This window comes from Streptomyces olivochromogenes, from assembly GCF_001514115.1.
Lineage (GTDB): Bacteria > Actinomycetota > Actinomycetes > Streptomycetales > Streptomycetaceae > Streptomyces > Streptomyces olivochromogenes.
Genome location: NZ_KQ948461.1, coordinates 66,295 through 83,593, shown reverse-complemented (window position 1 = coordinate 83,593; position 17,299 = coordinate 66,295). Strand labels below are relative to the sequence as shown.

General features: G+C 71.9%; 17 protein-coding genes. 8 read left to right on the top strand and 9 right to left on the bottom strand.

Features of this window, described 5'->3' with window-relative positions; all coding sequences use genetic code 11:
• Positions 1-47 precede the first annotated feature (47 nt).
• Genes AQJ27_RS27940 through AQJ27_RS27915 form a run of 6 tightly spaced genes read left to right on the top strand, consistent with a single transcriptional unit; the run spans position 48 to position 6,713 of the window.
• Positions 48-1,601: a FadD3 family acyl-CoA ligase gene (locus AQJ27_RS27940; RefSeq protein WP_341866102.1), complete on the top strand. Its 1,554-nt coding sequence runs from the start codon at positions 48-50 to the stop codon at positions 1,599-1,601.
• Entirely contained in the window at positions 1,591-2,793 is a 1,203-nt protein-coding gene (locus AQJ27_RS27935) for a CaiB/BaiF CoA transferase family protein (RefSeq protein WP_235613872.1), read from the top strand. The genes AQJ27_RS27940 and AQJ27_RS27935 overlap by 11 nt, the downstream gene beginning before the upstream one ends.
• Positions 2,790-3,626, top strand: coding sequence for an enoyl-CoA hydratase/isomerase family protein (locus AQJ27_RS27930; protein ID WP_067374651.1), 837 nt, complete (start codon positions 2,790-2,792; stop codon positions 3,624-3,626). Before AQJ27_RS27935 ends, AQJ27_RS27930 begins: the two co-directional genes overlap by 4 nt.
• Positions 3,611-4,768, top strand: a complete 1,158-nt coding sequence (locus AQJ27_RS27925) for a thiolase family protein (protein ID WP_067374649.1) — start codon at positions 3,611-3,613, stop codon at positions 4,766-4,768. The genes AQJ27_RS27930 and AQJ27_RS27925 overlap by 16 nt, the downstream gene beginning before the upstream one ends.
• Positions 4,769-4,788: 20 nt before the next feature.
• Positions 4,789-5,937, top strand: a complete 1,149-nt coding sequence (locus AQJ27_RS27920) for an acyl-CoA dehydrogenase family protein (protein WP_067374647.1) — start codon at positions 4,789-4,791, stop codon at positions 5,935-5,937.
• Between the two features lie 5 nt (positions 5,938-5,942).
• On the top strand, positions 5,943-6,713 hold the full coding sequence (locus AQJ27_RS27915) for an SDR family NAD(P)-dependent oxidoreductase (RefSeq protein WP_067375074.1): 771 nt from the start codon (positions 5,943-5,945) through the stop codon (positions 6,711-6,713).
• Positions 6,714-6,725: 12 nt separating this feature from the next.
• Here the strand turns inward: AQJ27_RS27915 and AQJ27_RS27910 are convergent, their stop codons facing one another.
• Both AQJ27_RS27910 and AQJ27_RS27905 read right to left on the bottom strand, forming a co-directional pair.
• A complete protein-coding gene (locus AQJ27_RS27910) occupies positions 6,726-7,994 on the bottom strand; it encodes an amidohydrolase family protein (protein WP_067374645.1) in 1,269 nt (422 codons plus the stop codon).
• 1 nt (position 7,995) lies between these two features.
• The gene (locus tag AQJ27_RS27905; protein WP_067374643.1) at positions 7,996-8,976 is read right to left on the bottom strand and encodes a CoA transferase; all 981 of its coding nucleotides are present in this window, start codon (positions 8,974-8,976) and stop codon (positions 7,996-7,998) included.
• Between the two features lie 101 nt (positions 8,977-9,077).
• Between AQJ27_RS27905 and AQJ27_RS27900 the strand changes: the two genes are divergently transcribed.
• Positions 9,078-10,115: an enoyl-CoA hydratase/isomerase family protein gene (locus AQJ27_RS27900; RefSeq protein ID WP_079065302.1), complete on the top strand. Its 1,038-nt coding sequence runs from the start codon at positions 9,078-9,080 to the stop codon at positions 10,113-10,115.
• A 102-nt stretch (positions 10,116-10,217) separates the two neighbouring features.
• Here AQJ27_RS27900 and AQJ27_RS27895 read toward each other — a convergent pair whose 3' ends face one another.
• From AQJ27_RS27895 to AQJ27_RS27865, 7 genes are all read right to left on the bottom strand, one after another.
• Positions 10,218-10,946: an enoyl-CoA hydratase-related protein gene (locus AQJ27_RS27895; RefSeq protein ID WP_067374641.1), complete on the bottom strand. Its 729-nt coding sequence runs from the start codon at positions 10,944-10,946 to the stop codon at positions 10,218-10,220.
• On the bottom strand, positions 10,943-12,238 hold the full coding sequence (locus AQJ27_RS27890; protein ID WP_067374636.1) for an amidohydrolase family protein: 1,296 nt from the start codon (positions 12,236-12,238) through the stop codon (positions 10,943-10,945). The genes AQJ27_RS27895 and AQJ27_RS27890 overlap by 4 nt, the downstream gene beginning before the upstream one ends.
• Before the next feature lie 61 nt (positions 12,239-12,299).
• Positions 12,300-12,617, bottom strand: a complete 318-nt coding sequence (locus AQJ27_RS27885) for a hypothetical protein (protein ID WP_067374634.1) — start codon at positions 12,615-12,617, stop codon at positions 12,300-12,302.
• On the bottom strand, positions 12,583-12,966 hold the full coding sequence (locus AQJ27_RS27880; RefSeq protein ID WP_067374632.1) for a hypothetical protein: 384 nt from the start codon (positions 12,964-12,966) through the stop codon (positions 12,583-12,585). The genes AQJ27_RS27885 and AQJ27_RS27880 overlap by 35 nt, the downstream gene beginning before the upstream one ends.
• Entirely contained in the window at positions 12,963-13,670 is a 708-nt protein-coding gene (locus tag AQJ27_RS27875; RefSeq protein WP_067374631.1) for an ABC transporter ATP-binding protein, read from the bottom strand. The genes AQJ27_RS27880 and AQJ27_RS27875 overlap by 4 nt, the downstream gene beginning before the upstream one ends.
• Entirely contained in the window at positions 13,667-14,377 is a 711-nt protein-coding gene (locus tag AQJ27_RS27870; protein WP_067374629.1) for an ABC transporter ATP-binding protein, read from the bottom strand. The genes AQJ27_RS27875 and AQJ27_RS27870 overlap by 4 nt, the downstream gene beginning before the upstream one ends.
• Positions 14,358-16,475 (bottom strand): branched-chain amino acid ABC transporter permease, encoded by a 2,118-nt coding sequence (locus AQJ27_RS27865; RefSeq protein WP_067374627.1) that lies wholly within the window; start codon positions 16,473-16,475, stop codon positions 14,358-14,360. Before AQJ27_RS27865 ends, AQJ27_RS27870 begins: the two co-directional genes overlap by 20 nt.
• A 296-nt stretch (positions 16,476-16,771) precedes the next feature.
• Between AQJ27_RS27865 and AQJ27_RS27860 the strand changes: the two genes are divergently transcribed.
• Entirely contained in the window at positions 16,772-17,242 is a 471-nt protein-coding gene (locus AQJ27_RS27860) for a pyridoxamine 5'-phosphate oxidase family protein (RefSeq protein WP_067374625.1), read from the top strand.
• Positions 17,243-17,299: the final 57 nt, after the last annotated feature.

Here is a 17,299-nt window from a genome sequence, read left to right as displayed (position 1 = left end):
GGAGTTCACCCGTGCGATACGACCTCGAATACCGGAGCATTCCCCATGTGATCAGAGTTGCCGCCAAGCAATTCGCGGACGCGCCGGCCCTCGTCGACGAGAGTCGCCGGTGGAGTTTCCGTGAGCTGGAGCAACACATGCTCCGGGCCGTGAAGGCCGCCGTCGCGCTGGGGGTCGAGCCGGGGGACCGTGTCGGTCTGTGCGCTCCGAACTCCGCCGAGTGGATCCTGGCCGCGCTCGGCATCCAGGGCGCCGGGGGCATCGTGGTGCCGCTCAACACGAGGTTCAAGGCACAGGAGATCTCCTACATTCTGCGCAAGTCCGGGGCGAAGGCCGTCTTCGCCTCGTCCTTCCTCGGCCATGACTACATAGCCGGGTTGAGGAACGCCGATCCGGATCTGCCCGCGTTGCGCAGGACGGTGTCGATTCTCGGTCCGCAGGGGGCGGCGGACCTCGCGTGGGAGGACTTCCTGCGCGCGGGAGAGGCCGACTCGTCCTCCATGGCCCACGACTTGATCGACCGGCTCACTCCGGACGACGTGTCCGACGTGATGTTCACCTCCGGCACCACCGGTCATCCCAAGGGCGTCGTGCTGACCCATGGACAGTCCCTGCGCGCCTATGGCTGGATGTCCGAGGAATACACGTTCACGCATTCCGACAGCTTTCTGATCATCCCGCCGTTCTTCCACTGCTTCGGTTACAAGGCGGGGTGGCTCGCTTCCCTGATCCACGGTGTGAAGGTCATCCCCATGCGCACCTTCGACGCGGGGCGGGCGCTCGAGATCATCGGCCGGGAACGGGTCAGCATTCTCCTGGGGCCTCCCACCATTTTCCAGGATCTGGTCAGCCATCCGGGTCGTTCCGCTTTCGACCTTTCCTCGCTGCGGGTGTCCATGACGGGCGGCACCACCATTCCGGAATCGCTGATCCGCGCCATGAAGTCGGAACTGTCCTTCGACATCGTGATGAGCGCCTACGGGCTGACGGAGTCGACCGCGTTGGTGACGACCACCCGGATCGGGGACTCGGAGGAGACGGTCGCGCGGACCACGGGGCGGCCCATCCCGGACGTCGAGGTGAGCATCGTCGACGACGCGGGCCTGGCCGTTCCCACCGGGCAGGACGGCGAAGTCCTGGTACGCGGCTACAACGTCACCCGCGGGTACTGGGACGACCCCGAGGCCACCGCCGCGGCCGTCGACGCCGAGGGCTGGCTGCACACCGGTGATGTCGGGCGCCTCGACGAGAGGGGAAACCTCTCCATCGTCGACCGCAAGAAGGACCTGTACATCGTCGGCGGTTTCAACGCCTATCCGGCCGAGATCGAGAAGCTGCTGCTCGGGAACGAGGCCATCGAGCAGGCCGCTGTCATCGGGGTGCCGGACGAGCGTCTCGGTGAGGTCGGCTGCGCCTTCCTCGTCGTGAGACCGGGCCACCGGCTGGCCGAGGCCGACGTCGTCGCGTGGGCACGCGAGAACATGGCCAACTTCAAGGTCCCCCGGCATGTCCGGTTCGTCGACGCGCTGCCCCGCAACGCCAGTCAGAAGGTACTCAAGGACGGGCTGCGGCGCGATTGGAGCAAGCCGAGTGACCACTGATCGCGTGGACGCACCAGGGCACGGCTCGGCCGGTCCCCTCGCGGGCATCACCGTGGTGACCCTGGAGCAGGCGGTGTCGGCTCCCTTGTGCACCCGCACGCTGGGTGACTTCGGGGCGCGGGTGATCAAGGTGGAGAACCCCCGGGGCGGCGACTTCGCCCGGCACTACGACGACGTGGTGGGCGGCCTCGCGGCCCACTTCGTGTGGCTCAACCGGGGCAAGGAGTCGGTGGCCCTGGACCTCAAGTCCCCGGCCGGGATGGCCGTCCTGCGCCGACTGCTCGACCGCGCCGACGTCCTGGTCTCCAACCTCGCGCCCGGGGCGACCGCGAAACTCGGCATCGCCCCCGCCGACCTGGCCGTGAGCCATCCCGGGCTCATCGCGGTGGAGATCGACGGGTACGGGCCCGGCGGGCCGCTCTCCCACAAACGCGCCTACGACCTGCTGGTCCAGGCCGAGTCGGGGGCGTGCGCGACCACGGGCCGGCCGGGCGCGCCGGCCAAGGCGGGGCCGCCGATGGCCGATGTGAGCACCGGTCTGTACGCCGCCCTGTCGATCATGGCGCTGCTCTGCGGGAAGGAGCGCGGCCGGGTGCAGGGGCCCACCTCCGCCGCGGTCAGCCTGTTCGACACCATGACGGAGTTGATGGGCTATTCGCTGACCTACACCCGGCACACGGGCGTGGACCAGGAGCCGAAGGGTATGGGCTCGCCCGCGGTGGCGCCGTACGGGGCCTATCCCACGGCCGACGGTCACACCGTCGTCCTCGGCACCACCAACGACGGCGAGTGGCAGCGGTTCGCGCGTGAGCTGCTCGGCCGCCCGGACCTGGCGGACGACGAGCGCTTCGGGAGCAACTCCGGCCGGGTCGCGCACAGTGAGGTCCTCGACGCGGAGATCGGCGCCTGGTGCGCGCGGCATGACCTGGCGTACGTCCAGGACCGTGCGGATGCCGCGGGGATAGGGAACTCCCGCTACAACACCCCGAGCGACGTCGTCGCGCACCCGCATCTGACGGCCCGCGACCGCTGGCGCGAGATCGACACGCCGGGCGGTCCGGTGCCCGCGCTGCTGCCGCCCCCGGTCATCTCCGGCTACGAGCAGCCGATGGGGCCGATCCCGGCCCTCGGCGAACACACCGCGGCCGTCCTCGCCGAGCTGGGGATCGGCGCCGAGGGGGAGTTGCTGTGAGCGAGGAGCCGGTGCTGCTCTGCGACGACTCGGGCGGCGTACGGACGCTGACGCTGAATCGTCCGCACCGCAGGAACGCGATCGACGAGGAGTTGTGGCGCGCGCTGCGGGACGCGCTCACGGACGCGGGGAACGATCGGTCCGTACGGGCACTCGTGCTGACCGGGGCCGGGGGCGCGTTCTGCTCCGGCGCGGACATCTCGGGGGGACTCAGCGCCGCGCACCCCATGTACCGGATGCGCACCCTGAGCGAAGTGACCGTGCTGCTGCACGAGTTGCCCGTCCCGACCCTCGCCAGGGTGAGCGGGGTGGCGGTCGGCGCGGGCTGGAATCTGGCGCTCGGGTGCGATCTGGTGGTCGCCACTCCCCAGGCGCGGTTCTCGCAGATCTTCGCGCGGCGCGGGCTGTCCCTCGACTGCGGGGGATCCTGGCTGTTGCCGAGGCTCGTGGGTCTGCAGCAGGCCAAACGGCTCGCGCTGCTCGCCGAGACGATCGACGCCGAGGAGGCGCGGTCGCTGAACCTGGTGACGTGGGTGGTGAGCGCGGAGGAGATCGACGACTTCGTGGCGCGCCTCGCCGCACGTCTGGTGGCGGGCGCCCCCGTGGCCCTCGCCCAGAACAAGGCGCTGCTGAACGAGGGGGCCGACCGCACACTGCGGGACGCGCTCGCGAACGAGGCCCGGGCCCAGGCGGTCAACTTCGCGACGGCGGACGTCCCGGAGGCGTACTCCGCGTTCAAGGAGAAGCGTGCGCCTCTCTTCACGGGCCGCTGGGCGGTACCGAACTCGAGGCCGTCCCATCGACCGGAAGGGTCGACATGCGGGAAGCAGTGATCGTGGAGGCGGTCCGTACCGCCGTCGGCAAGCGGAACGGCGGGCTGTCGGGCATGCACGCCGCCGACCTGTCCGCGGTCGTCCTGGGCGCGCTCGTCGAGCGGACGGGGATCGATCCGGAGGTCGTCGACGACGTGATCTGGGGCTGTGTCTCCCAGGTCGGGGACCAGTCGAGCAATGTCGGACGCTATGCGGTGCTGGCCGCGGGCTGGCCCGAGAGCATCCCCGGCACCACGGTCAACCGGGCCTGCGGATCGAGCCAGCAGGCGCTGGACTTCGCCGCGCAGGCGGTCATGTCCGGCCAGCAGGACGTCGTCGTGGCGGGCGGGGTCGAGGTGATGAGCCGGGTCCCGCTCGGCGCCGCGCGCTCCACCGGCATGCCGTACGGTCCGCAGGTCCTCACGCGCTACCAGGACTTCTCCTTCAACCAGGGCATCTCCGCCGAGAAGATCGCGCGGAAGTGGGGCTTCGCACGGGAGCGGCTCGACGCGTTCTCGGCGCTGTCGCACGAGCGGGCCGCGGCGGCGCGGGACGCCGGTGCCTTCGAGGCCCAGATCACCGCCGTGTCGACCGAGGGGGCGACGACCGTGACCCTCGACGAGGGCATCCGGCGCGGTACGAGCGTGGAAACCCTCGCCAAGCTCAGGCCGGCGTTCACCGAGGACGGGGTGATCCACGCGGGCAACGCCTCCCAGATCTCCGACGGGGCGGCGGCGCTGCTGGTGACGACACCGCGGAAGGCGCGCGAGCTGGGGCTGACGCCGCTCGTGCGCTACCGCGCGGGCGTGGTCACCGGCTCCGACCCGGTGCTCATGCTCACCGGCCCGATCCTCGCGACCGAGAAGGTGCTGCGGAAGACGGGCGTGGGCCTGCCGGAGGTCGGCGTCTTCGAGGTGAACGAGGCCTTCGCGCCCGTACCCCTGGCCTGGCTCGCCGAGACCGGCGCCGACCCCGCGCTGCTCAATCCGCTGGGCGGCGCGATCGCGCTCGGCCATCCGCTCGGCGCGTCGGGGGCGGTGCTGATGACCCGCATGGTCCACCACATGCGGGACCACGGGATCCGCTACGGCCTGCAGACCATGTGCGAGGGCGGCGGCACCGCCAACGCGACCCTCGTCGAGCTCGTATCCCCCGCATCCTGAGGACCCTCACGGAGGACGTCGTGCGCCGAGAACTCTTCACCGCCGACCACGAAGCGTTCCGGCAGCTCGTCCGGGAGTTCGTGGCCAAGGAGGTGGTCCCCCACTACACGGAGTGGGAGCACGCGGGACGGCTGCCGCGCGAGCTCTTCGAGAAGCTCGGCTCGCTCGGGGTGCTGGGCATGTCCATACCCGAGGCGTACGGCGGAGCGGGCCTGCACGACTACCGCTACAACGTCGTGCTCCAGGAGGAGGCGGCGCGCGCCCTGGTCACGCTCGGCACGGTACGCACCCAACTCGACGTCGTCCTGCCGTACTTCCTCGCGTACGCCGACCAGGACCAGCGCGAGCGCTGGTTCCCCGGCCTCGCGACGGGCCGGCTCCTGACCGCCGTCGCCATGACCGAACCCGGCACGGGCTCCGATCTCGCGGGCATCCGCACCACCGCCGTACGCGACGGGGACGCGTACGTCCTCAACGGGGCCAAGACGTTCATCACGGGCGGTCTCCTCGCCGACCTGGTGATCGTGGTGGCGCGTACGTCGTCCGATCCCGACGACCGGCGGGCGGGCCTGACCCTGCTGGTCGTGGAGGACGGCATGCCCGGGTTCGCGCGCGGCCGGGTGCTCGACAAGATGGGCATCAAGGTGCAGGACACCGTGGAGTTGTCCTTCGACGAGGTGCGGGTCCCGGTCGCCAACCGGCTCGGCGAGGAGGGCGCGGCCTTCGGCCATCTCGGCCACAACCTTCCCCAGGAGCGGATGACGGTGGCGGTCGGCTCGGTCGCGCAGGCGAGGGCGGCACTCGAGACGACGCTCGCCTACGTCAAGGAGCGGCAGGTGTTCGGGACTCCGGTCGCCTCCTTCCAGAACACGAAGTTCGAACTCGCCGCGGTGGCCGCCGAGATCGAGGCCGCGCAGACGATGCTCGACCGCGCGGTGCGCGAGCTCGTCGACGGCGAGCTCTCCGGCGCGGACGCGGCCAAGGTCAAACTGTTCTGCACGGAGATGCAGGCACGCGCGGTCGACCGCTGTCTGCAACTCTTCGGGGGGTACGGGTACATCCTGGAGTACCCCATCGCCCGGCTGTACGCGGATGCGCGCATCACCCGCATCTACGCCGGCACGAGCGAGGTCATGAAGGTCATCATCGCCAAATCCCTGGGACTGTGAGCATCATGGCGGACTTCTCCAGCAGGACCGGTGTCGCGTTCGTCGCGGGCGGCACCGGCGGTATCGGCGCGGCCGTCGTGCGCATGCTGGCCGAGCGCGGCAGCGACGTGGCGTTCACGTACCGCACCAGCCAGGCCGGGGCCGACGCCCTGGCCGCCGAGGTGAAGGCGTACGGGCGCCAAGTCCTCGCGCTGCGCCTGAACCTGGGCGACGAGCGGGCCACGGCGGAGGCGGTCGCCGAGGCGTCCGACGCCTTCGGGGGCCTGCACACGCTGGTGTACGCGGCGGGTCCGCATGTACCGATGGTGCACCTCAGCAAGGTGACGCCGAGTCAGTACCGTGCCCAGCTCGACGCGGACGCGGTGGCGTTCTTCAACCTCGTCCATCCCGCGCTGCCCCGGCTGCGGGAGACGCGGGGCTCCGTCGTCGCCGTCACCACCGTGGCCACCCGCCGGTTCCCCGTGCGCGACGGGCTGTCCTCGGGCACGAAGGGGGCGGTCGAGGCGGTGGCGCGGGCGCTGGCCGCCGAGGAGGGCCGCTACGGGGTCCGCGTGAACTGCGTCGGCCCCGGCATGCTGACCGACGGCATCGCCGCCCGTCTGATCAGCTCCGGCGAACTCGACACCGCGGCCCTGGACATCACCCGGCGCAACATCCCGCTGCGCCGTTTCGGCGAGGCGAAGGACATCGCGGAGGCGGTGGCGTTCCTGGCCTCGGACCGCGCCGGCTTCATCACCGGGCAGGCGCTGGGGGTGGACGGCGGGTACAGCGTATAGCGCCCCGGTTTCTCACTCCTGCGGCTCCGGTGGCGTGATCCGCCGTCCGCCGACGAACGTCGCGCGTACGACGTCGGCGGACATGAGGTCGAGGGCTTCCTTCAGCGGTACGTGGAGGAGGCACAGGTCGGCGACCGCGCCGACCGTCAACCGCCGTACACGGGAGGGGTGTTGGGGCTCCCCCGCGAACAGGCCCAGCGCCGCGCGCCGGTCCACCGCCTCCCCGCGGGACCGCTCGACGGCCGCCCGCATCACCGCCCAGGGGTCGGCACTCCCGTACGGCGCGTCGGTCCCGGCGGCGAGCAAAATCCCCGCCTCGGCCAGCGATCGGCAGCGGTACAGGTGTGCCTGGTCGTCCGGGTCCACATCGGTCGCGTACTCCCGTCCCCGCTCCACGGGAAAGTGCGGCTGTGTCACGACCGTCACGCCGAGACGCGCGAGCCAGGGCATCGTCTCGGCCGGGATCACCGACCCGTGCTCGATCCGGTCGCCCGCGACCGGCCCCACCTCGTCCAGGGCGAGCAGGGTCACGAGCAACTGCACCCGGGTCACGCAGTGCACGGCCACCGGACGGGGCCGCACGGCCGCCACGGATGCCGCGAGTTCATCCGGCGTCGGCAGGGTCGCGTCGTCGAGCAGGAACTTCACCGGCGCGTCGCCGATCCCCATCACGACGAGCCGCTGCGGCAGTACCGACAGCAACTCCGGCAGATCCTGGCCCGGACGCGGATCCGCGTTGGTGAACCCGGTGATCCCGTACGCCGCGGCGCGGGCCCCCACGCCGCGCAGATCCAGCCGTACGGGCGGAGTGAACCCGCGCAGCCGCTCGTCCTCCCGCCAGAACCGCCCGTCGCCCCCGCCGTCCAGCCCGGCGGCCCGCAGCGCGGCGCTGTTCCACATCCACAGCGCCCCGCTGCGATGCTGGACCCGCACCGGCCGATCGGGCGCGAAGTCGTCCAGCATCCTCCGGTCGAGCTCCCCCGCGACACTCTCGTGGTAGCCGACGGCCCGCACCCACTCCCCCGGCGGCCCGCTCCGCAGGGCCCGCACCAGTCCGTCCCTGTCGCCCGCCTGCGCCGGACCGACCCGTACCGACGCGGCCTCGGCCGCCAGTGCCGCCAGGTGTACGTGGTGGTCGTGCAGCCCGACCAGCAACGCGCCGCCCCGGCCGTCGACATCACCGCGCCCCGCCCGCCGTCGGCCGATCCCGACGATCCGTCCTCCCCCGAGGCGCACGTCCACCCTGCCGTACCCCTCGACCTCCACGTCCGTGATCAGCACGTCAACGGCTGTCGGCGAGGGCGGCGGCGCAGGCGGCCATGGAGAGGCTGAGCAGTTCGCCTCCGCCGTCGGCCAGCGAGCGGGCGACGGCGTGGGCGGCGAAGACGCCGGTGACGGGGTCGGCGAGCGCGTCGCCCAGAAAGACGGGGTCGCCGGCGCGGTCGAGGCCGGTGAGGCCGCCCGCGACCGCCGCGTCGTCGCCGAAGGCGATACGGTCCTCGTCGCGCCCGTAACCGGTGATGCTCAGCCAGACACGGCCGGGGCGGGCCGCGAGGAACTCCTCGGCGTGGATGCCGAGTCGGCGCAGTGCCCTCGGGCGTGACGCCTCGATGACGACGTCCGCCTCGGCGACGACCTCGGCGGGCGCGCCGGAGGCGAAGTCGAGCACCAGGCTCTCGTGTCCGTCGTGCAGCCAGCGGTAGAAGGCGGGCGATCCCCCGCGCGCACCGTCCGGTCTGGTGCCGCTCTCCACCTTCACGACCCTCGCGCCCGCCGCCCCCAGCAGCCGGGCGCACAGGGGCCCCGCCCACAGGGCGGAGAAGTCGACGACCCGCAGCCCGGCCGGGCCCCGTGGGCTCGCCGCCCCGCCTCGCTCGGCGCGTACGGGAGCGCGGGTGCCGCGGGCCGAACCGTGGGCGGCGGCCGCGATCCCGAGCAGTTGCGCGTGCGCCGCGAACTCGGCCGCCGCGGCGCGGCGCGCCGCCTCGTGCGGTTCCTCCGCCCCGGCTCCCCCGAGCAGTGCGACGAGAGCGGGCACGGCGGCCAGGTCGTCGGGGCGGGCCAGGTTCACGGCGGCCCAGCCGTCGGCGGTCTCGAGGAGCCGGCAGGAGCCGCCGGCCGAGACCCTGCCGGGGAGGGGGAGGCCGGTGAGGCGGGCACGGAGGAAGAGGGCGGTCGGCAGGTCCACGGGCACGCCGGTGAGACCGGTGAAGGCCTTCGCCACGTCGTGGAGGGGGCCGAGGAACGGCTCGACGGGTTCCATCCAGCCACTGAGAGTATTGTTCTCCAATTCATGAACCCCCTTCTCGTCCGTGGCGATCTCCCATTACACTCCAGTCGCCGCCGGTTGGGGAGGGGAACCACATGACCTTGGACTCGCCCTTCCACCTGGTCGACCTCGACCGGGAGGCGCCGGTGCGGGCCGACGCGAAGGACCGGGTTCTCGTCGGTGTGGCGGCGGAACCGGTCGACGCGGGCCCGGAGTTCGACATCCTGCTCACCGGTGTCGCCGATCCCCCGCGACCGTGGGTGGGGGGCGCGGACCCGCATGCCGTCGCCCAGCGCCTCGCGGCGGTCGTCGCGGCGCAGCCGGCCGCCTCCGTCGCGCTGACGCAGGTGCTGCGCATGGGCAGGCACATCACTGCGCCCGAGCGGCTGGTGCTCGAATCCCTCGCCTACTCGGTGCTGCAGAGCGGCGCGGGCTTCCGTGCCTGGCTGGCCTCGGCTCGCCCGCGCACTCCACGTCCGGCCGCCGAGCCCGTACGACTGTGTCGTGACGGCGACCGGCTGGCCATCACCTTCGACCGGCCGTGGGTACGCAACGCGTTCGACGCGGGGACCCGGGACGCCCTGTGCGAGGCGCTGCACGTCGCCGCGGCGGATCCCTCGATCGCGCACGTCGACCTGTACGGGAACGGTGCCGCGTTCTGCAGCGGAGGCGACCTGGCGGAGTTCGGGACCTCCCGCGATCCGGCGCAGGCTCACCTCCTGAGGGTGCGGCGCAGTCCGGCCGCGCTGCTGCGGGAGTGCGGTCCCCGGGTGACCGCGCATCTGCACGGCGCCTGTGTCGGCGCCGGGATCGAACTGGCGGCGTTCGCGGGGCGGGTGCTGGCCGCGCCGGACACGGCGATCCGGTTGCCGGAGGTCGGGATGGGGCTGATCCCGGGCGCGGGCGGCACGGCGAGTCTCCCGGCCCGCATCGGCCGGGAGCGCACCGCGTATCTCGCCCTGTCGGGCGACACGTTGAGCGCGGCGGAGGCGCTCGGCTGGGGCCTGGTCGACGCGATCGGCGAGATCACCGCGACGGGCGTCCCCTCGCCACCCGCCACGGCCACCGGCGACCCGACCGCCGCGGCGTCGGACGCCCCCTCCTCGTCCGACGCGACGGCGGCCGGGCGCTGAACCCACTGCCGTCACGCGGTGCCGACCGGGCCCGACGTCACCCCGTGGTGACGCTCCGGGCGCCGTGGGCACCGCACGACGGCCGTCGGGGGACGCCGCGCGTCAACTGGCGTTCCACACCGGCGTCCTGCGCTCCGCGAAGGCGCGGGCGCCCTCTGCCGCGTCCTTGCTGCGGAACACCGAAAGGACCTCGTCCGGTTCGGCCCAGCGGCGTTCCCTCATCAGCTTCTTGGTCATGGCGACGCCCAGTGGACCGTTGGCGGCGATCCGCCCGGCCAGGGCGAGCGCCTCCTCCCTCACCCGGTCGGCGGGGACGGCACGGTTCACCAGGCCGGCCCGCTCGGCCTGCGCGGCCGTGACCGGATCGCCGGTCAGGCCCATCTCCAGGGCGACCGCCAGCGGCACCCGGTCGGCGAGCGTCGTACCGCCCCCTGCTGCGAACAGGCCCCGCTTGACCTCGGCGATCCCGAGCCTGGCGTCCTCGGCCGCGACGACCAGGTCGCAGGCCAGCACCATTTCGAAGCCGCCGCCGAGCGCGGAGCCGTTCAGCGCCGCGATCACTGGGGTGCCGATGCCGTCGCGGAAGAACCACACCAGGCCGTCGAACCTGCCGCCGCCCTTCGCGAACGCCTTGAGGTCCATGCCGGCGCAGAACACGGTTCCGGCGCCCGTCAGGACGACCGCCCGGACCCCCGGATCGGCGTCCGCCTCCCGTAGTGCGTCCGACAGGTCGTCGATCAGCTCCGGACTCAGGGCGTTGCGGGCCTCGGGCCGGTTCAGGGTCGCGACGAGGACGTTGTCGACCCGTTCGGTCAGGACCAGGTCGCTCATCGGGCGGCACCCGTCGCCGCGCGCGCCCGGGAGCGGTAGGCCTCCAGCTTCTCGGCGGGTTCGATCAGACGGTGGCTGCGCGACTGGATGGACACGTCGTGGCCCTCGGCCCGCTTACGCAGCGCTCCCACCGTGGCCTGCTCGCGCGGGACATGGGTGAAGGGATCGAAGGAGTACCAGCGCATGGCGTTCTCGTGGGTCATCTTGTCGATGTCCGAGTCGGACACGTCGAAGCGCTCCATCACGCCCATGAGTTCCTCGGGCGCCTCCGGCCACATCGAGTCGCTGTGCGGGTAGTCGCACTCCCAGGCGATGTTGTCGATGCCGATCTCGTGACGGAGTTTCACCCCCATCGGGTCACTGATGAAGCAGGTGAGGAAGTGCTCCCGGAAGACCTCCGACGGCAGCTTCCCGCCGAAGTCCTGGAGGGTCCAGGCCGCGTGCATCTCGAAGGTGCGGTCCACCCGCTCCAGGAAGTACGGGATCCAGCCAGTGCCGCCCTCCGACAGGGCGATCTTCAGATCGGGGAAGTCCTTGACCGGCTGGGACCACAGCAGGTCGGCGGCGGCCGAGACGATGTTCATCGGCTGCAGGGTGATCATGACGTCGGGTGGCGAGTCGACCGCCGGGATCGCCAGCTTGCCCGAGGAGCCGATGTGCACCGACAGGACGGTGTGGGTGTCGGACAGCGCCCGCCAGAGCGGGTTCCAGTACGGGTCGTGGAAGCTCGGGTACCCGAGCACCGCGGGGTTCTCGGTGAAGGTCAGCGAGTGGCAGCCCTTGGCGGCCACCCGGCGGACCTCCGCCGCACACAGTTCGGCGTCCCAGATGACCGGGATCGCCATCGGGATGAACCGCCCGGGATGCGCCCCGCACCATTCGTCGATGTGCCAGTCGTTGTACGCCCGTACCAGGGCGAGCGAGAAGTCGGCGTCCTCCGTGGCGAACAGCCTGGCGGCGAACCCCGGGAAGGACGGGAAGTTCATCTGGGCGAGGATGCCGCCCGCGTTCATGTCGGCGACGCGCTCGTTCACGTCGTAGCAACCGGGGCGGATCTCGTCCAGGGCCTGCGGTTCGAGGCCGTACTCCTCCTTGGGCCGGCCGGCCACCGCGTTCAGCGCCGCGGTGCGGATCACCGTCTCCCGGAACGTCCAGGTGTCGGTGCCGTCGTCCTGGTGGACCAGTTGGGGCGCGTCGTCCTTGTACCGCTCGGGGAGGTGGTTCACGAACATGTCGGGGGGTTCGATGATGTGGTCGTCGACGCTGATGAGGACGAGATCGTCTCGATCCATGACGGGTTCCCTTCCGGAAGGGGGAGGCAGGCGGCTCAGGTGGGGGCTTGAGTGCGTACGGCTAGTCGGAGGCGGGCAGCGGCTTGGCCGCCTTGATGGTCATCGGGACGCCGTCGCAGCTCAGTTCGCCGGTGCCGGAGGAGGTGCAGAGCACTTCGAGGGCCCCGGCGGCGTCGACGTACCGCTTGCCGATGAGGGTGACGGCCTCGGCCGCGCCGCCGGGCGCCGGTTTCGCGGCGGTCGCGGGGACCATCGGAGCGCCTCCGCAGGTGAGCTGGACCGAGCCGCCGGCGGGGGCGCGGACGACGACCACCCGCGTGCTGCACACGGCGCTGGCGAGCTGGTCACCGGGGCGCGGCGTCGTTACCGGTGGGGTCATGGTGGATGTCCCTTTCGAGCAGGCGATCGGCGAGCAGGTTGATGTCGTAGGACTGGCGGGCCATCCAGAACCGCAGGAAGCCGGTCAGCGAGTACCGCAGGAAGAGCGCGGAGCCCACCACGGTCGCGGAGATGCCGCCCAGTCCGAGTGCGAGTCCGTCGCCCTGGACGAGCGGGTCGACGGTGTTGTGGGACACCAGGTAGCCCGACACGCCGAGCACCAGGCCGCCCACCATCAGCAGGACGCCGAGGCGCAGCCAGAGGGTGGCCCGGGCGGCGGCCGGGTCGGGGATCTTCAGTACCGCCAGTTCCCGGACGAAGCGGTCCGCACGCGGCTCGGTGGTGGTCATGCGGAACTCCCCAGGTAGAGGGCGGACAGTTCGGCGCGCAGCCCACCGTCGGGGTGGCCCTGCCGTTGGACCCGGCCACGTACGAGGACGGCCGCGTGGTCGGCGATGTCGAGGACGGCGGCCGCGAACTGCTCGACCACCAGGACGGCCACGCCCTGCCGGGCGATCTCGGCGACCTGTTCGTAGAGCCGGCCGACGATCAACGGGGCGAGTCCCATGGAGAGTTCGTCGAGCAGCAGGACGGCGGGGTCGGTGGCGAGGCCGCGGGCGAGGGCGAGCATCTGCTGCTCGCCGCCGGAGAGGGTGCCGGCCGCCTGCGAGGCGCGTCGGTGGAGGATCGGGAAGCGCTGGAAGGCGATCTCCTCGATCTCCGCGCGGCTGCGGCCGGTGAAGGTCATCATCAGGAGGTTGTCGCGGACGGACAGGTTGGGGAACACGCCGCGTCCCTCGGGGATCAGACAGACCCCGGCGCGTGCCAGGTCGCGGGGGTCGGCTCCGGTCATGTCCCGGCCGCCCAGCCGGAGACGGCCGGATTCGAGGGGGTGCACTCCGGAGGCGACGCGCAGGGTGGTGGTCTTGCCCGCCCCGTTCGGGCCCAGCAGGGCCACCACCTGCCCGGCGGCGACCTGGAGATCGACGCCGTGCAGGACCGTGATCCGGTCGTAGGCGGCACGGACGCCGCTCAGTTCGAGAATGGCGCTCACGCGTCCCCCAGGTAGGCCGCCAGGACGGTCTCGTCGTTCCGGATCACCTCGGGCGGCCCGGACGCGATGACCTTGCCGAGATCGAGTACGTACACCTCGTCGCACACGCCCATGACGAGGCTCATGTCGTGTTCGACGAGGACCACGGCCGTGCCGTCGTCGGTCAGCGAGCGCAGCAGCGCGGCGAACCGTTCGGTCTCCTCGCTGTCCTGTCCTGCGGCGGGTTCGTCGAGGAGGAGCACCTTGGGCCGGATGACCATCGCGCGGCCGACCTCGACCAGGCGGCCGACTCCGGTGGGCAGTGCGTCGGGCGGGCTGTCGGCGAGGTGGGTCAGGCCGAGCCTGGTGAGGGTCTCGGTGACGGCGTGGTGTGCCCGGCGCCGGTCGGGACCGAGTTCGGCCGCGACGAGGAGGTTGTCGCGGACGGTGAGTCGGCCGAAGAGCTCCAGCCGCTGGAAGGTGCGGGCGAGTCCGCGCCGGGCGCGGCCCGCGGGGCTGGTCCGGGTGACGTCCCGGCCGTCGAGGAAGACCTGTCCGGAGGAGGGCCTGCGCAGTCCGGAGGCGACGTCGAACAGGGTGCTCTTGCCTGCTCCGTTGGGGCCGATGAGTCCGGTCACGCGGCCCGGTTCGGCGCTCAGGCCGACGCCGTCCAGAGCCCGGTTGCCGCCGAAGGCGACGCTCACTCCGCTAATCCGCAGCGAGGCCACGGGCGAGCACCTCCCTGTCCTCGGGGCGCCAGGCGCGCCGCAGTCCCCACCACTCGACGGGGACCTCCGGTTCGGTCGGCGCGGCGGTCTGCCGGGCCGTCGCCCAGATCCGCAGCGCCACCCCCGCGGCCACCGAACAGCCCAGGAACGTCCAGCCGTTGATCAGGTCGCCGAGCCGCAGGACCCACAGCAGGGCGAGTACGCAGAGCAGGCCGGGCAGGGCGATCCGGTCCCGGCCGAGCGGCTCCCACTCGCGCCGGAAGCGGACCACGATGCCGTCGGGGTTGTGGCCGAGCCCGATGCCGGCGAGGCCGGGCAGCAGTGCGACGAGGTTCTGCGCCCAGGGCGCCACGGCGACCAGCGCGTTCGTCGGGCCGATGTAGGCGGTCCCGGCGAACAGTCCGTTGCCCACCGCGCCGAGGCCGCCGACCACCGCGACGAGGAAGATCGGCAGTCCCGCCACCAGGTTGAACTGGTCGGCGGTGATCGACCGTTGCTGCATTCCGTACAGCGCGCCGCCGAGCCCGGCGATGCCCGAGGAGAGTGCGAAGACCAGGACCTTCGCCCGCAGGAGGCTGCCGCCGAGGGTCGCGTAGGCGGCCTCGCTGTCGCGCAGCGCGATCAGCCGCCGTCCGAACCGGCCCCGGCGCACCGCCGCCACGACCAGTGAGGCGAGCGCGAGGCAGACGGCCGCGAACACCAGTTGCTTCGCCGCGGTGTCCAGTGCGAGGCCGAAGAGCCGGGGTCCGGCCACGTCCACCGAGCCCTGGTCGAACAGGGCGATCCGCATCCCGAACAGGTGGAAGGACGGCAGGGTGAAGATCCACCGGTCCAGGACGACCGCGAAGGCGGCGGTTCCGAGCGCCAGGTACACCCCGGACAGCCGCAGTGCCGGCAGCGCGACGACGGCGCCGGCCACCGCGGAGACCAGGATCGCGACCCCGAGGGCCCAGAACTCCCCGTGCGCGCCCAGGTGGGCCCATACGACGGCCCCGATCCCGGCCATGCTCAGCTGGCAGAGCGAGATCTGCCCGGCGTACCCGGCCAGGGGTACGTACGACAGGGCCACCACGCCGAGCGAGAAGATGGCGCCGTAGGTGATGAGGTCGGCCTCGCCGAGGGCCGAGGCCAGTACCGCGCCGAACGCGACGACACAGACGGCGAACACGGCCGTGCCGCGGGCCGTCGGAACCGGCACCGGGCGCAGCTTGCGGTCCCGGCCGCGCAGTCGCCGGTGCGGGAACGCCAGCAGGGCCACGAACAGCAGCAGCGCGGGGGCGGCCAGCCTCAGGCCGGGCAGGTAGGCGTTCTGCGGGAGATAGCCGGTCAGATAGCTCTCCATGCAGCCGACCACGATCGCGCCGGCGAAGGTCAGGGGCACGCTGCGGAGCCGGCCGAAGATGGCCGCGGTGTAGGCGCTGACGATCAGCAGCGAGAGCTGGGCGGCGTCGAGGGTGACGGTCGGCGCGATCAGGATGCCGCCGATCGCGGCGAGTTGGGTGCCGAGGATCCAGGCGGTCCTGTTGGCCCGTACGGGATGGGCTCCCGTCAGCCCGACCAGGGCGCGGTCGTCGACGGTCGCCCGCATCTCGGCGCCCGGGCGGGTGCGGTAGAGCAGGATCCGCAGGCCGACCGCGACCAGTACCGCGACGGTCATGGTGAGGGCCTGGTGCCAGGTGACCACGGCCGAGCCGATGTGGAAGGGCTTCCGGTCGGCGAGGAACGTGGGCAGCGTGCGCGGCACGTTGGGGTCCCAGATCCAGCGGGCGACGGCGATGAGGCCGCTCAGCAGCGCCACCGTCATGACCAGCCGTTCGGCCTCGCCCAGCGCCTGGACGGGCCTGAGGACGACCTTCTCGACGAACAGGCCGAAGGCCGGGGCGAGGACGAGCAGGACCACGGCCAGCGCCACCGGTACCGGCCAGCCCCAGCCTCCGGTGAGCTGCCAGTAGGTGAAGGCCGACAGCATGCCCGCCGCGCCGTGCGCGAAGTTGAAGACGCCGGTCGTCGTGTAGGTGAGCACCAGTCCGCTGCCGATGACCGCGTAGATCGCGGCGGTGCTCAGGCCGACGATCCCGAAGGTGAGGAACTGCTCCATGACGGGCCGTCACTCACACTCTCGCCGGGGCCGGCGAGGACGAACGGTCTCGGCGGCCGGTCGGCCGGGAGGCGGTGCCATCTGCTGCAAGGCGTACTTGGCGACCGCCCCCAGGGCGGCGAAGGGTGTGGGCTGGTTCAAGGGGTCTCCTCCTCGGTGCTGTCCCCGAGCGGCCGACGGGAACAGGTGATCGCCCCGGCCACCTTGAGCGCGAGGTGGTTCTCCTCCTCTCTATTGGTGGAAACTAGCTTCTCACTAAGAGAGAATCAACCATTCACACAAAGGCAGGAGAGACGATGAGCGGACAGCGCAGGGGAACCGCGATCGCCATGACCGACCCCGAGCGGGACACCTTCCTGCGAACCCAGCCGCTGTGCCGGGTCGCGACCGTCGGACGGGACGGAGATCCCCATGTCAGCGCCCTGTGGTTCGTGTGGGACGGGTCCACGCTGTGGCTCAACTCGCTGGTACGCAGCCAGCGCTGGACCGATCTGGACCGGGATCCCCGGCTCGGCGTGATCGTCGACGACGGGGGCACGGACTTCATGGCCCTGCGCGGCGTCGAACTGCGGGGCAGCGTCGAGGTCGTCGGCGAGGCACCCCGCAAGGGAGACCCCCTCGACGAGCTCGTGAGCCCCGAACAGCTCTTCGCGGACAAGTACATGGGCGGCGGTGCGTTCCGGTACGACGGGAAGCACGGCTGGCTCCGGCTCACCGCGGAGAAGGTCGTGAGCTGGGACTTCGCGAAGCTCCGCCGCGACCGTTGACGCCATGCCCGTTGACGCCATGACCCACACATGGAAACCTTCCACTCGTGAATGAGA

Coding starts and splice junctions, on each gene's coding strand:
- AQJ27_RS27925 (WP_067374649.1), top strand. CDS start 3,611: ATGCGGGAAGCAGTGATCGTGGAGGCGGTCCGTACCGCCGTCGGCAAG.
- AQJ27_RS27915 (WP_067375074.1), top strand. CDS start 5,943: ATGGCGGACTTCTCCAGCAGGACCGGTGTCGCGTTCGTCGCGGGCGGC.
- AQJ27_RS27905 (WP_067374643.1), bottom strand. CDS start 8,976: ATGGAACCCGTCGAGCCGTTCCTCGGCCCCCTCCACGACGTGGCGAAG.
- AQJ27_RS27900 (WP_079065302.1), top strand. CDS start 9,078: ATGACCTTGGACTCGCCCTTCCACCTGGTCGACCTCGACCGGGAGGCG.
- AQJ27_RS27895 (WP_067374641.1), bottom strand. CDS start 10,946: ATGAGCGACCTGGTCCTGACCGAACGGGTCGACAACGTCCTCGTCGCG.
- AQJ27_RS27890 (WP_067374636.1), bottom strand. CDS start 12,238: ATGGATCGAGACGATCTCGTCCTCATCAGCGTCGACGACCACATCATC.
- AQJ27_RS27885 (WP_067374634.1), bottom strand. CDS start 12,617: ATGACCCCACCGGTAACGACGCCGCGCCCCGGTGACCAGCTCGCCAGC.
- AQJ27_RS27880 (WP_067374632.1), bottom strand. CDS start 12,966: ATGACCACCACCGAGCCGCGTGCGGACCGCTTCGTCCGGGAACTGGCG.
- AQJ27_RS27865 (WP_067374627.1), bottom strand. CDS start 16,475: ATGGAGCAGTTCCTCACCTTCGGGATCGTCGGCCTGAGCACCGCCGCG.
- AQJ27_RS27860 (WP_067374625.1), top strand. CDS start 16,772: ATGAGCGGACAGCGCAGGGGAACCGCGATCGCCATGACCGACCCCGAG.